This is a genomic window from Agrobacterium genomosp. 13 str. CFBP 6927 (genome assembly GCA_900012615.1).
Classification (GTDB): Bacteria; Pseudomonadota; Alphaproteobacteria; order Rhizobiales; family Rhizobiaceae; genus Agrobacterium.
In genome coordinates this window covers 114,294-126,813 of record LT009757.1, presented here as the reverse complement: position 1 = coordinate 126,813, position 12,520 = coordinate 114,294, and the positions used below count along the sequence as shown (strand labels likewise).

The 12,520-nt window shown below is 60.2% G+C and carries 12 protein-coding genes; 9 read left to right on the top strand and 3 right to left on the bottom strand.

Going from position 1 to position 12,520, the window contains the following annotated elements:
* Positions 1-75: 75 nt before the first annotated feature.
* The 7 genes from AGR13A_RS14965 (at position 76) to AGR13A_RS14935 (ending at position 6,926) form a co-directional block, all read left to right on the top strand.
* A complete protein-coding gene (locus tag AGR13A_RS14965; protein WP_080837066.1) occupies positions 76-1,089 on the top strand; it encodes a LacI family DNA-binding transcriptional regulator in 1,014 nt (337 codons plus the stop codon).
* A 262-nt stretch (positions 1,090-1,351) separates the two neighbouring features.
* Entirely contained in the window at positions 1,352-2,710 is a 1,359-nt protein-coding gene (locus AGR13A_RS14960) for an NAD(P)H-dependent oxidoreductase (protein ID WP_167377554.1), read from the top strand.
* Between the two features lie 17 nt (positions 2,711-2,727).
* Entirely contained in the window at positions 2,728-3,030 is a 303-nt protein-coding gene (locus AGR13A_RS14955; RefSeq protein ID WP_080840203.1) for a putative quinol monooxygenase, read from the top strand.
* Positions 3,031-3,042: 12 nt separating this feature from the next.
* Positions 3,043-3,945: an NAD(P)-dependent oxidoreductase gene (locus tag AGR13A_RS14950; protein ID WP_080837062.1), complete on the top strand. Its 903-nt coding sequence runs from the start codon at positions 3,043-3,045 to the stop codon at positions 3,943-3,945.
* Between the two features lie 20 nt (positions 3,946-3,965).
* A complete protein-coding gene (locus AGR13A_RS14945; RefSeq protein WP_080837060.1) occupies positions 3,966-4,961 on the top strand; it encodes a DctP family TRAP transporter solute-binding subunit in 996 nt (331 codons plus the stop codon).
* 129 nt (positions 4,962-5,090) lie between these two features.
* The gene (locus tag AGR13A_RS14940) at positions 5,091-5,642 is read left to right on the top strand and encodes a TRAP transporter small permease (protein ID WP_059757030.1); all 552 of its coding nucleotides are present in this window, start codon (positions 5,091-5,093) and stop codon (positions 5,640-5,642) included.
* Between the two features lie 3 nt (positions 5,643-5,645).
* On the top strand, positions 5,646-6,926 hold the full coding sequence (locus tag AGR13A_RS14935; protein ID WP_080837058.1) for a TRAP transporter large permease: 1,281 nt from the start codon (positions 5,646-5,648) through the stop codon (positions 6,924-6,926).
* Between the two features lie 24 nt (positions 6,927-6,950).
* On the opposite strand, the gene AGR13A_RS14930 is transcribed toward AGR13A_RS14935, so the two are convergent.
* Together AGR13A_RS14930 and AGR13A_RS14925 are read right to left on the bottom strand one after the other, a co-directional pair.
* Positions 6,951-7,847 (bottom strand): LysR substrate-binding domain-containing protein, encoded by an 897-nt coding sequence (locus AGR13A_RS14930; RefSeq protein WP_080837055.1) that lies wholly within the window; start codon positions 7,845-7,847, stop codon positions 6,951-6,953.
* 85 nt (positions 7,848-7,932) lie between these two features.
* A complete protein-coding gene (locus AGR13A_RS14925; RefSeq protein ID WP_003522697.1) occupies positions 7,933-9,135 on the bottom strand; it encodes an MFS transporter in 1,203 nt (400 codons plus the stop codon).
* Between the two features lie 123 nt (positions 9,136-9,258).
* Here AGR13A_RS14925 and AGR13A_RS14920 point away from each other — a divergent pair, with 123 nt between their 5' ends.
* Entirely contained in the window at positions 9,259-10,113 is an 855-nt protein-coding gene (locus AGR13A_RS14920; protein WP_080837053.1) for an AraC family transcriptional regulator, read from the top strand.
* Here the strand turns inward: AGR13A_RS14920 and AGR13A_RS14915 are convergent.
* Positions 10,110-11,000 carry a helix-turn-helix domain-containing protein gene (locus tag AGR13A_RS14915; protein WP_080837051.1) on the bottom strand — a complete coding sequence of 297 codons (891 nt, stop codon included), beginning with the start codon at positions 10,998-11,000 and terminating at the stop codon, positions 10,110-10,112. The genes AGR13A_RS14920 and AGR13A_RS14915 overlap by 4 nt on opposite strands.
* Before the next feature lie 92 nt (positions 11,001-11,092).
* Between AGR13A_RS14915 and AGR13A_RS14910 the strand changes: the two genes are divergently transcribed.
* Positions 11,093-12,364, top strand: a complete 1,272-nt coding sequence (locus AGR13A_RS14910) for an ABC transporter substrate-binding protein (RefSeq protein ID WP_080820771.1) — start codon at positions 11,093-11,095, stop codon at positions 12,362-12,364.
* Positions 12,365-12,520: the final 156 nt, after the last annotated feature.

Sequence of the window (12,520 nt, the reverse complement as noted above, 5' to 3'; positions counted from 1 at the left end):
CGAAGGCCGGTCGATATAGAGTACCACATGTAATATTTCATGGGGGCAAGCACTTTGGCCAAATCTATCAGGACGATGGAAGAATTTTCGGAATTCGTCGGCCTTTCCCGCCCGACCGTTTCGAAATACTTCAATGATCCGGCCTCGGTCCGCAAAAAAACGCGGGATGCCATCGAGGATGCGCTGAAGAAATCGGGCTTCCGGCCGAATATCTTCGCCGTTAACCTCAACCGCCGCCGTTCCAATATCATCGGCATCATCATCCCGAACTCAACCGATCCGTTCTACATGGCGCTGACGAGCCGCATCGAACTCATCGCCAACGAGGCGGGGTTCCTTGCCTTCGTGCTGTCGTCGGATGGCAAGGCGGAAATCGAGGACCGGGCGATCCGCACCTTCAAGTCGATGAATGTGGCGGGCGCCATCATCGCGCCGCTCGGCGTCAAATCCCATCGCGCCACGCTGGAGCAGCTCGCGGCCAGCATTCCGATCGTTTATGTCGATTCGCCGCTGGATGAGACTTCGGCCTTTGTCGGCACGGACAACCGCCAGAGTGTCGGGCTGATGGTGGATTATCTCTGCCGTTCGGGCGAACCACCCTGTTTTTTCGATATGCCGCAGGTCAATACCAACGCCGCGACACGCCGCACCGCCTATGAGGAGGCGATGCAGCGTCTCGGTTTCGAGCCGCATGTCATCGATGTTCCCGGCATCGTCACCTGGGATTTCGAGCGTTTCGCCTTTGATGAAGCGACGCGGCTGATGGATGGGGCGGGGCATTTGCCATCGCGCACCATTTTATGCGCCAATGACCGTATCGCCTTCGGCGTCATCGCCGCCGCCTTCCAGAAGGGCATCAAGGTTGGCCATGGCGCCGATTACGACCTCAGGGTTGCCGGCCATGACGATCATCCGCTGTCGCGTTATGCCTGCCCGCCGATTACCACGGTGGCGCAGAATTATAACGAGATCGGCAGGCTGTCGATCGAGCTTCTGCTGCAGAAGCTGGATGATGAGACGGATGACACGACACGGATGCGTGAACGCATCCTGCTCAGCGCCGATCTGATGCTACGCAAATCGGCCTGATAGCTTGTTAGATAAACTAAACGAAAAATCTGATTTTCTAAATAGAACTAATATCTGAACGCTCCTACTCTGGTCTCAAGGTTGCTTTGGGAGGCGACCGCGAGAGCCGGCGCAAAGGCGTGCCGGGATCCGGGAGGAACGCAGAAACGTCATGTGGCCAGCGCCGCGAGGGGTGAACCTTCGCAGCCTCGGTATCGCATGGCCTTCGCCGGGCAGTCTGGACATTCTCGCCAGCAATTTCCCCAGCGAAGGATGTCAAAACATGAATCTCTATTCTCTTCTGTCAGCGCGTGCAGCCGGCGGCAAACCTGTCCGGGTTGGTCTTATCGGCGCCGGCAAGTTCGGCTCCATGGTGCTGGCGCAGGCGCAGCGCATCGCCGGTTTCCACATGGTCGCCGTCGCAGACCTCAATGTCGGCAAGGCAAGGGAATCGTTTGACCGCGTCGGCTGGCCGAAGGAGCGTTACGACGCGACAAGCTGCGCCGATGCGCTGAAGAGCGGCAAGACCTATGTGACCGACGATGTGAACGAGCTTTTCGCCTGCGGCGAGATCGAATGCGTGATCGAAGCGACCGGCCATCCGCTGGCCGGCGCGCGCCATGCACTGGGCGCCATCGAGCACAACAAGCACGTCGTCATGGTCAATGTCGAAGCCGATGTCATGGTCGGGCCGATCCTTGCTGAAAAGGCCCGGGCCAAGGGCCTGATCTATTCCATGGCTTACGGCGACCAGCCGGCGCTGATCTGCGAGCTGGTGGACTGGGCGCGAGCCACCGGCTTCGAGGTCGTTTCCGCCGGCAAGGGCATGAATTTCGAGCCGCGTTACCGTTATTCGACGCCGGACACGGTCTGGGGTTATTTCGGCTGGACCGACGAGGAAGTGGCCAAGGGCGACTTCAATCCGAAAATGTACAATTCCTTCACCGACGGCACCAAGGCGGCCATCGAAATGGCGGCCGTCGCCAACGGCACGGGGCTGGATTGCCCGGATGACGGTCTGGCCTTCCCGCCCGCCGGCCTGCATGATCTCGCCCGCGTCTTCCGCCCGGCTGCCGATGGCGGCCGCATGTCGCGCTCCGGTCTGGTCGATATTGCCGCGAGCCAGGAGCCGGATGGGCGCGAGGTGTTCAACAACATCCGTTACGGCGTGTTCGTCACCTTCAAGGCGCATAATGAATATGCCCGCGCCTGCTTCAAACAATATGGCCTGCTGACTGATCCCTCCGGCTGGTATGCTTCCATGTGGCGTCCGTTCCACATCATCGGGCTGGAAACCTCGATCAGCGTGCTGTCCGCCGTGCTGCGCAATGAAGCCACCGGTTGCTCGAAGGAGTTCCGCGGCGATGCGGTTGCAACCGCGAAGAAGGATATGCAGCCCGGCGAGATGCTCGACGGCGAGGGCGGTTACGCGGTCTGGGCAAACGCCATTCCGGCCACCCGCAGCCTTGATATCAAGGCGCTGCCCATCGGCCTTGCCCATAATGTCAAGCTGAAGCGCGCCATCAAGAAAGACCAGATCGTCAGCTTCGACGATGTGGAGCTGGTCAATGATCTCGATGTGGTGAAGCTGCGCCAGGACATGGAAAACAACTTCCGTCCGCAAAAAGACGCTGCGGCGTGATGGGCGGGGCAGAGAGCATGTCGAACGGAGCTTTCGTGGTGATCGCAGAATTCCGGGTGAAGCCCGACGCGATGGATGCCTTTCTCGATGCGGCGCGCGATGACGCCAGGCATTCGGTTCAGGATGAACCGGGCTGCCGGCAATTCGATGTGGTGCGGCCGGAAGCGGGGAACAATGTGGTGTTCTACGAGGTCTATGACAGCCGTCAGGCTTTCGACGACCATCTGAAAACACCGCATCTCGACCGGTTTCGGGAAGCATTTCCCGCCCTCATCGAAGAAGAACTGCCGGTGCGTTTTCTGAACCGGCAATGGCTCTGAAGGATGGAAACAATGGCTGACATTCGCCGGATCGCCGTTATCGGAACGGGTATCATGGGTGCTCCCATGGCGGCGCGTCTGGCGGAGGCCGGATTTTCCGTCAAGGTCTGGAACCGCAGCGCTGAAAAAGCTGCGGTTCTGGCCGACAAGGGCGTGCTGGCGGTAACAACGGCAGCCGAGGCCGCGTCTGAAGCGGATGCCGTGCTCTGCATGCTGAGTTCCGGGCCGGTCTGCAACGAGGTTCTGCTCGGCCCATCGGGCGTCGTTTCAGCCATGAAGCCCGGCGCGGTGCTGCTGGTCATGAGTTCCATTCCCGTCGAGACCGCAATGGAACAGGCGGAGACAACCAGGGCATGCGGGGTCAGATATGTCGATGCGCCCGTATCCGGCGGCGAAAAGGGAGCTATCGAAGGAACGCTCGCCATCATGGCCGGCGGCGAACAACAGGATGTGGATGTGCTGCGGCCGCTCCTTGGTTGTTTGGGCCGCGTCACCCATGTCGGTCCGGTGGGCTGCGGTTCTCTGGCTAAGCTCGCCAATCAGTTGATCGTCGCCTCGACAATATGCGCCGTCGCCGAAGCTCTGACCCTCGTGGAAGAGGGGGGAGCAGACCCGGCGCAGGTGCGCCAAGCCCTGCTTGGCGGCTTTGCCGATTCCACCGTCTTCCGCCAGCACGGAAAACGCATGGTGGAGGGCGATTTCCGCCCCGGTGGCCCGGCAAAATATCAGGTGAAGGATACGTCCACGGCGCTGGCCTTCGCCAGAAGCCGGGGCCTCAGACTACCGGTTGGCGAGGAGGTTGACCGGCTGTTCCGCTCCATGGTCGAGCATGGCGCGGGTGAGCTTGATCACAGCGGTGTGATCCTTGAGATTAAGCGCATGAATGCGTTCGGAGGAACGCTCGAAACTGTCTAGAGATAACAAGGGAGGAACACATGAAAATTTCGAAACTTTACGGGCTGGCTCTCGCCGCCACCATGCTGGTCGCATCCATCGCGCAGGCCGAAACGCTGACGCTTTCGACGCCGGATGCCGACAATTCCGAAATCACGCTCGCCGCCAATAAGTTTGCCGAGATCGTTTCGAAAAAGACCGACGGCAAGCTCAAGATCAAGGTGTTTCCGAACGGCACGCTTTATGGCGGCGACCCTTCGGCGGGCGTCAAGCAGCTGGCCGGCGGTTCGCTTGACATGCTGTTGAACTCGACCTCGCTTTACGCGACCTTCAATCCGAAGTTCACGGCCATCGCCATTCCCTACCAGTTCCGCGATATCGACCAGCTCCGGGTCTATCTCGACAGCGATCTCGGCAAAGAGCTTTCCACCGATCTGAGCAAGATCGGCATTCTCGGGCTCGATCTCTGGTCGCGGCCGCTGCGCCAGATCACCAATTCCAAGGCGCCGATCAAGTCGCCGGCCGATCTTAAGGGCATGAAGCTGCGCGTGCCGAACAATCCGCTCTGGGTCGAATTCTTCGGCGCCATGGGTGCGGCTCCGACGCCGATGGCCTTTGCCGAGGTCTATAATGCTCTCCAGCTCAAGGTCGTCGACGGACAGGAAAATCCGGTCAACGTGCCGGTTAGCGCCAAGCTTTACGAAGTGCAGAAGTATCTGACGATCAGCAATCACATTGCTGACGCCTGGGTGCTGGGCATGAACCCGGCCCGCTTCGAAGGTCTCGATGAGAACTTCAAGACCGCGCTGAAGGAAGCAGCCACCGAGACCGAAGCCTGGAAGGCGCAGAACGACGCTGCCGATATCGACAAGTCGCTCGAAACGCTGAAGAAGAACGGCATGGAGGTGAACACGCTGACCGACGACGAACGCAAGGCTTTCGTGGCGGTGGCGGCCGGCCTTTCGGCGAAGTTCTCCGCGCTGGTGAAAGATCAGGCTTTCTTCGACAAGACGCAGGCTTTTCTCAAGACGAACTGACGTTTTCGTGCATGGAAGGCCGGATCTCGGTCCGGCCTTCCCCAACGTCAGCAAGGGTTGCTTTGCCGCAGAGGCAGTGCGGCATTCGTTTTACCGGATATCCGGTTTCAGCAGTGGAAGGGTATTGTTATGAACGATACGAAACCTTCGGTGCTCGGCACCATCGTTAAACTCATCGCCGATGTGGCCGCAGGGGCAGCCTGTGCCGGCATTCTCATCGTCGTTCTTCTTCAGGTCATCGGCCGCCTTGCCGGCAGCCCGCTTCCCTGGACCGAGGAGGCGACGCGTTTCCTCTTCATCTGGATGGTGTTCCTTGGCCTTGCCGCGGGCTTCCGCACCGTTGAAAGCGCCCGTGTCGTGGTGTTTCTGGTGCTGTTTCACCGCTTCTTCCGGCGGCTGGCGGTGCCGATCTATGTCGGTTCCTCGGTGTTCTTTTTCGGCATGATGGGCTGGACGGGCCTGACCCTGGTGCGCCAGCAGATCATGATGAACGAGACCGCCGCCACCCTGCCGATCCCCATGTGGACCATCGGTATCGTGTTACCGGTTTCCGCCATCATCGCCGTGCTGGCCATCATCGAATCGCTGCGCAGCCGCCGGGAGCTCATCGCGCTTCCCGAACTTGGCCTGCCGGCGGACGAGATCGCCCATGCCGATATCTCCATTTCAGCAGGACATTGAGCCATGTCGGTCTTTCTTCTCGTCGCCTTTTTCGGTCTCAGCATGCTCGGCGTGCCGCTTGCCATCGCGCTGGCGCTCGCCAGTGTCGGCACGCTCTGGCTCTTCACATCCATGCCCATGGACCTGCTGTCGCAGACGATGTTCTCGTCGATGAACTCCTTCCTGCTCGTTGCCGTGCCGCTGTTCATTCTGGTCGGCACGGTCATGGAGCGGGGGCGAGTGGCGGAGCGCATCTTTGATTTCGCCGAGGCCATGGTCGGCTGGCTTCCCGGCGGGCTTGGCCACGTCAACGTCATCTCATCGGTGATCTTTTCCGGCGTCTCCGGCTCGTCCGTCGCCGATATCGCCTCGGTCGGCGCCATCGAGATCAAGGCCATGGAGCGCCACGGTTTTCCAAAGGGTTATGCCGTCGGCATGACACTCTGCACCTCGACGCTCTCCTCGATCATTCCGCCGTCGATCCTGATCGTGATTGCCGGTTCCATCGCCAACGTGTCGATCGGCACGCTGCTGATCGCGGGTCTGGTGCCCGGCCTTTTCATCGCCTTCGCCTTCCTCGTCTTCAACCACTTCTATTCGGTGCATTACGGTTACAATCCGCCGACACCGTTCAATTTCCGTCTGGTGGTCGTCACGGGTCTGCGCGCCATCCTGCCGATGCTGACACCGCTGATCCTGATCATCGGCATTGCCAGCGGCCTTTTCACGCCAACGGAAGCAGCTGCCATCGCGGTGGTTTACGTAGCGGTGCTCGGCGTCATCGTTTACCGCACGCTACCGATACGCGAACTGCCGGAAATATTGATCTCGACCGCGCGCATTTCCGGCACCATCCTGTTCATCGCCGCCACCTCGCAGCTCGCCGCCTGGGTCTTCACCTTCGATGGTCTGCCCGAACAGGTGGCCGAGCTTTTGAAGGCCATGAACCTTGGACCGATGACCGGCATGCTCGTCATCTTCGTGTTCCTGCTCATCATCGGCATCTTCATGGAAGCGATCCCGGCGATGTTCATCCTCATCCCGGTGCTGATGCCGCCGGTCGAGGCCCTGGGCATCGATCCGATCCATTTCCTGATCGTGACCGTCATGACGCTGACGCTCGGGCTGGTGACGCCGCCGGTGGGGGTCTGCCTGTTTGCGGCGGCACAGGTGGCGAATATGAAGATCGAGGATGTCATTCGCGGTTCGCTGGCGCCGATGACGGTGCTGACGCTTGCCATCTTCGCGCTGGTGCTGTTCCCGGTACTGACGCTCGGGCCGATTCGGCTGATGGGGCTTTATTGAAACGGGAAGAACAGAACTGAAAAATCAGACAACGCGACGGGCACGCCACTCGTCGCGTTGTTTTCGCATCCACTCCAGAAACAGCATGACTTTTCTCTGCCGCAGATGGGAATGCGGGCAAACGATCCATTGGGTGACGAGCTTGATGCGCGGCGCGTCCGTCACGGCCGGCACCAGCATCTTGTCCTGCAGCTCCCGCTCCATCATCAAGGTGCTTTCCAGCGCCACGCCGATGCCGAGAACGGCGGCATCGATGGCCATGTGGCTGCGGTCGAACAGGACCCGCCGCCAGCGCTTCTCAGCCGTGACACCGGCCAGAGGGAACCAGTGGTTCCATTGCGCCTGCGCCTTGACCGAATGGATCAGCCGCTGGTTCTGCAATTCCTCGGGCAGAAATTTACCGGCGCCCTTATAATTTGGCGAACAGACCGGCAGGAATTCCTCCTCCACCAGCCCTTCCACGAAGAGGCCCGGCCAGCGGCCATCGCCATGGCGCAGCTCTATATCGACGAGTTCCTGCGAAAAATCGGTCGGCTCGTTGGTGCCGTCGAGGCGCACTTCCAGTTCGGGATGCTCTTCCAGAAACGAGCCGAGACGCGGCAGCAGCCATTTGTTGGAGATGGTCGGCGTCGCCCGGATCGTCAGCGTGGTGACCGAGCGGAAGCCGCGAATGCTGTCGGTGGCGTCCGATATCTGCTCGATCTGGGCGGTGATCATTGAAAAATAGCGCTCGCCCGCTTCCGTCAATGTCACCTTGCGGCCGGTTCGCGCCATCAGGGTCGTGCCGAGCTGGCCTTCCAGCAACTGGATCTGCTGGGAAACGGCCGATGGCGTGACGCTCAATTCTTCCGCCGCCCGGGAAATGCTGCCCGCCCTTGCCGCGGCGTGGAAAACGAGGATCGATTTTATCGGGATTTGCATGGCTCAGTCTTCGCTCAACGGATCACGGCGGTCACCTGAGTATCACAGGTGACCACCGTGTTGAAAAGCGTTGAACGCGAGGCTTTTAGCGGTGGCTCGGCAGTTTCGGCAGGAACACCGTGAGCAGTCCGAGCAGCGGCATGTAGGAGCAGATGCGGTAGACGAATTCGATGCCTTCCTTATCCGCATAAACACCCAGAACCGCAGCGCCGATGCCGCCGAAACCGAAGGCGAAACCGAAGAACATGCCGGCGATGAGGCCGACGCGGCCCGGCACCAGTTCCTGCGCGAACACGACGATGGCCGAGAAAGCAGAGGAGAACACGAAGCCGATGACGACGACGAGAATGGCCGTCCAGAACAGGTTCGCATAGGGCAGCAGCAGCGCGAAGGGAATGACGCCGAGGATCGAGAACCAGATGACGACGCGCGAGCCGAAACGGTCGCCGATCGGGCCGCCGAAGAACACGCCCAGTGCCGAAGCGCCGAGGAAGAGGAACAGCAGAACTTGCGCGTCCTGAACACCAAGACCGAACTTGTCGATGGTGTAGAAGGTGAAGTAGCTGGACAGGCTGGCGAGATAGGCATTCTTGGTGGCGGTCAGAACCACCAGCACCAGAAGCGTCATCATGACAGTGCCACGGGCAAGGGGAAGCGTGCGGCTGGCCGGCGCCTTGCCGACCGTTGCACGGCGGTGGCGGGTGTACCAGACGCCAACCCAGGAAAGCACGCCAAAACCGACGAGTGCGATCAGCGAGAACCAGCTGAGGCTCGTCTGGCCGAGCGGGATGACGATGAAGGCGGCGAGCAGCGGGCCGATGGCGGTGCCGGTATTGCCACCCACCTGGAAGAAGGACTGCGCCAGACCATGACGGCCGCCGGATGCGAGACGCGCAACGCGCGAGGCTTCTGGATGGAAGATCGCCGAACCGATGCCGATGAGGCAGGCGCCGATCACCAGAACCTCGAAACTATGGGCAAAAGCAAGCGTGATGAGGCCGGCGCAGGTGGACAGCATGGCGACGGGCAGGGAGAACGGCATGGGCCAGCGGTCTGTCACCATGCCGACAACCGGCTGCAGCAGCGAGGCAGTGACCTGAAAGGCGAAGGTAAGCAGGCCGATCTGCATGAAATCGAGCGCGTAATTCGCCTTCAGCAGCGGATAAAGCGACGTCAGCAGCGATTGCATGATGTCGTTCAGCATGTGGCAGAAGCTGGCGGCTGCGATGATCGAAAACGCCGTGCGTTGCGGATTGAAGCTGTTGCCGGCGCTGGTAACAGTGGCCATGATGAAGTCCTCTCGGGTTCCCGGCGGAAGACGGGAAACATGTCTTTATTTCTTCCCGCTTTTATTCATATTGTTTCTGGCCTGCATTTGTGTTCTGGACGATTTTCTTTGTGAGTGGGCCAAATGGCAAAAATCAAATCGCGGCAGCCTTCAGGACTGACGCATGACGAGCATGAACGCAGTCTGAAATTGATCGACGGCACCAATGAGCCGGTGCTGGCGCTTTGCCGCGTTTACCCCACCGGGCACCGGACGCCGCCCCACAGCCATAGCCGCGTGCAGATCTGGTGCGCCCGTCAGGGCGTCGTGCTTGTCAGCACTGCGGATGGTCGCTGGATGATACCGCCCGGTCATGGATTGCTCATTCCCGCCGGGCTGCAACATGAGGCGGAAACCATCTCGACGGTGGAGATGCATTCGATCTACGTCCATCCGGACCTGTTTCATGCGGGCGCACCGCGCGTGGTGGAAATAACCGATCTCGCCTCCAGCCTGATTTCGGAATTGCTGGGTGAAGAACACCAGCCGACGGCTTTTCACCGGCAGGGCCTTGTGCGGGCGCTGTTGCTGGACGAGGTCAACCGCCTGCCGGAAAGGCCGCTCGGACTGCCTTTTCCAGATAATCAGCGTCTGGCGGCGCTGTGCCGCGATTTCCTGAAAAAGCCGGTGGCCCGGGTGGAGATTGACGACTGGGCGGCGGCCATGGGCATCAGCCGCCGCTCGTTTACGCGGCTGTTCCGCAAGGAACTGGGGTTGAGTTTCGTCACCTGGCGCCAGCAGGCCTGTATCTTCGCCTCGCTGCCGCGGCTGGCGGCGGGGGAGGCGGTGACGAATGTGGCGCTGGATGCCGGTTATGAAAACATACCGGCTTTCACCACCATGTTCCGAAGAATGCTGGGCAGTTCACCAAGGGCCTATCGGCAGGCGGCGCGGCAGCGCAGCGCTGCTTTTTCCGATTTCGAAGAGATCGAAGGTTAAGCCGCAGTCGCCCGCATGTCGCGGCGGAAATCGGAAGGAGACATGCCTGATATCTGGCGGAACGCCTTGTTGAAGGCGCTGACGGAGCCGAAGCCGCTTTCCATGGCGATTTGCAGGATATTGTCCTTGCCCGTCATCAGCATCGCCTGCGCGCGGGAAAGCCGGAGCAGGGTCAGATATTTGATCAGCGTCATGCCGGTGGATTTGCGGAACAGGTTCATCGCATATTTCGGGTGCAGCGAGGCGGCACGGGCAATCTCCGTCGCGTCGATATCGTCGAGAAAATTGGCGGCGATGAAGTCGCACATGCGCACCACGCCGATGGAGGGCGCCATGCCCTCGTCATCCTCCCTGCGTTTGCCATTGGCGGCGGATGATATGACGGAGTAGGGTTCAAGGAACATCCGCTCGACCCTGAGCAGCAATTCCTCCACCGCGTGCTGGGCTTTCGCCGGATCGCCCGAAGTGACGTAACGGAACCAGCGGCCGAAATTTTCCGCATCTGCCCGGTCGGTCTCAGCGCTCACCATCGTAGCACCACCCATCAGCAGGCTGGAGACGGTGGCGGGCAGCCGCATGCGGAAGAAGTGCACCAGCGGCAGATGCGCGCCGGCGTAAAAGGAATCGTCGGAGGAGTGGTCCATCTGGTGCGGCTGGCCACCCCAGAAGATGCACATCTGGCCGGCATTAAGCGTCAGGTCGTGATCGCCCATGCGATAATGCACCGATCCCGACATGACGTAATTCACTTCCACCTGCGCGTGCCAGTGAGGCCTGAGCATGATGGGCGGATGATTGTGAAAAAGCTGCAGCGTCGTCGGCATGCCTTCGATGCTGCTTGCACCCGGCTGGTAGAAGGCTCTTTCAGCAATCTTACTTTCCGCCAAATCGATGTTCCCTTTTTACGAGACAGATTTCCTGTCGCCGCTAATGTGCCCATGTTCGCTGAAGAACGGCAATTGAAAAAGGGAGGTTTTCAATGTGCTTGAAATTTCTTGGCGCGTCTACGGCCATGCTGCTTCTCGCAGCCCCGGCTTTCGCGCAAACGGAAACCGTCACCATCTGGAGCTGGAACGTCGCAGCTTCCGCGCTGAAATCCACGGTAGAGGGCTTCAACAAGCAGAATCCGGACATCAAGATCGTCGTTGAAGACCTTGGAAACAATCAGGTTTTCGACAAGACACTGGCCGCCTGCGCAGCCGGGGGCGATGGTCTTCCTGATATCGTCACCATTGAAAATTTCGAAGCGGAACTGTTCTGGAGCCGTTTTCCCGATTGTTTCGCCAATCTGACCGAGCTTGGCTATACGCCTGAGAAACAGGCGCTTTTCCCTGATTTCAAGCGCACGGAGCTGGAGGTTGACGGCGTCGCCTATGCGGTTCCGTGGGATTCCGGTCCGGTGGCGGTATTTTATCGCCGCGACTTCTATGAGAAGGCAGGCGTCGATCCGGCCACCATCAAAAGCTGGGATGATTTCATCGCCGCCGGCAAGAAGGTCATGGCCGCCAATCCCGGCACCGTGATGGCGCAGGCCGATTTCAATGGCGATAGCGAATGGTTTCGCATGATCGCCAATGAGCAGGGATGCGGTTACTTTTCGACCGATGGCCAGAACATCACCATCAACCAGCCCGCCTGTGTCGCGACCCTTGAAAAGGTCAAGGAAATGAAGGACGCCGGCATCATCACGGCGGCGATCTGGGATGAGAAAATCCAGGCCAATACCGCCGGCAAGGCCGCCAGCCAGATGTATGGCGCCTGGTATGAAGGCACGGTTCGTTCCGGCTCGCCTGATCTTTCCGGCAAATGGGGCGTCTATCTGATGCCGAGCCTGACGGCGGATGGTCCGCATGCGGCCAATCTCGGCGGTTCGTCGCTGGCGATCAGCTCGACGTCTCAGCACAAGGAAGCGGCGTGGAAATATATCGATTACGCGCTGACCACCAATGAAGGTCAGGTGACGATGCTGAAATCCTTTGGCCTCGTTCCCTCGCTGCTCTCAGCCATCGACGATCCCTTCGTCAAGGAAAAGCAGGCCTATTGGGGCGGGCAGGCGGTGTGGACCGATATTCTGGCCACCCTGCCGAAGATCGTGCCGAGCCGCGGCACGGCGTTCCAGTCGGATGCGGATGCGATCTACAAGGCGACGCAGACGAAATATTTCGCCGGCGGTTATCCCGATGCGAAAGCAGCGCTTGATGATGCGGCCAAGCAGATCGAAACGGCCACGGGGCTGCCCGTCGCGCAGTAAGCCAGCGGCTAGGACCGAGCGGGTGCCACAAGTTTCTTCTCCCCGAGGGGAGAAGTCCGCGGCAGCGGGATGAGGGGGCGGAGGGTAGGAGATATCCGGAGAGCTAGCCCCGTCCACTCCGACCCTTCCGGGCCGACCTTCTCCCCCTCCGGGACG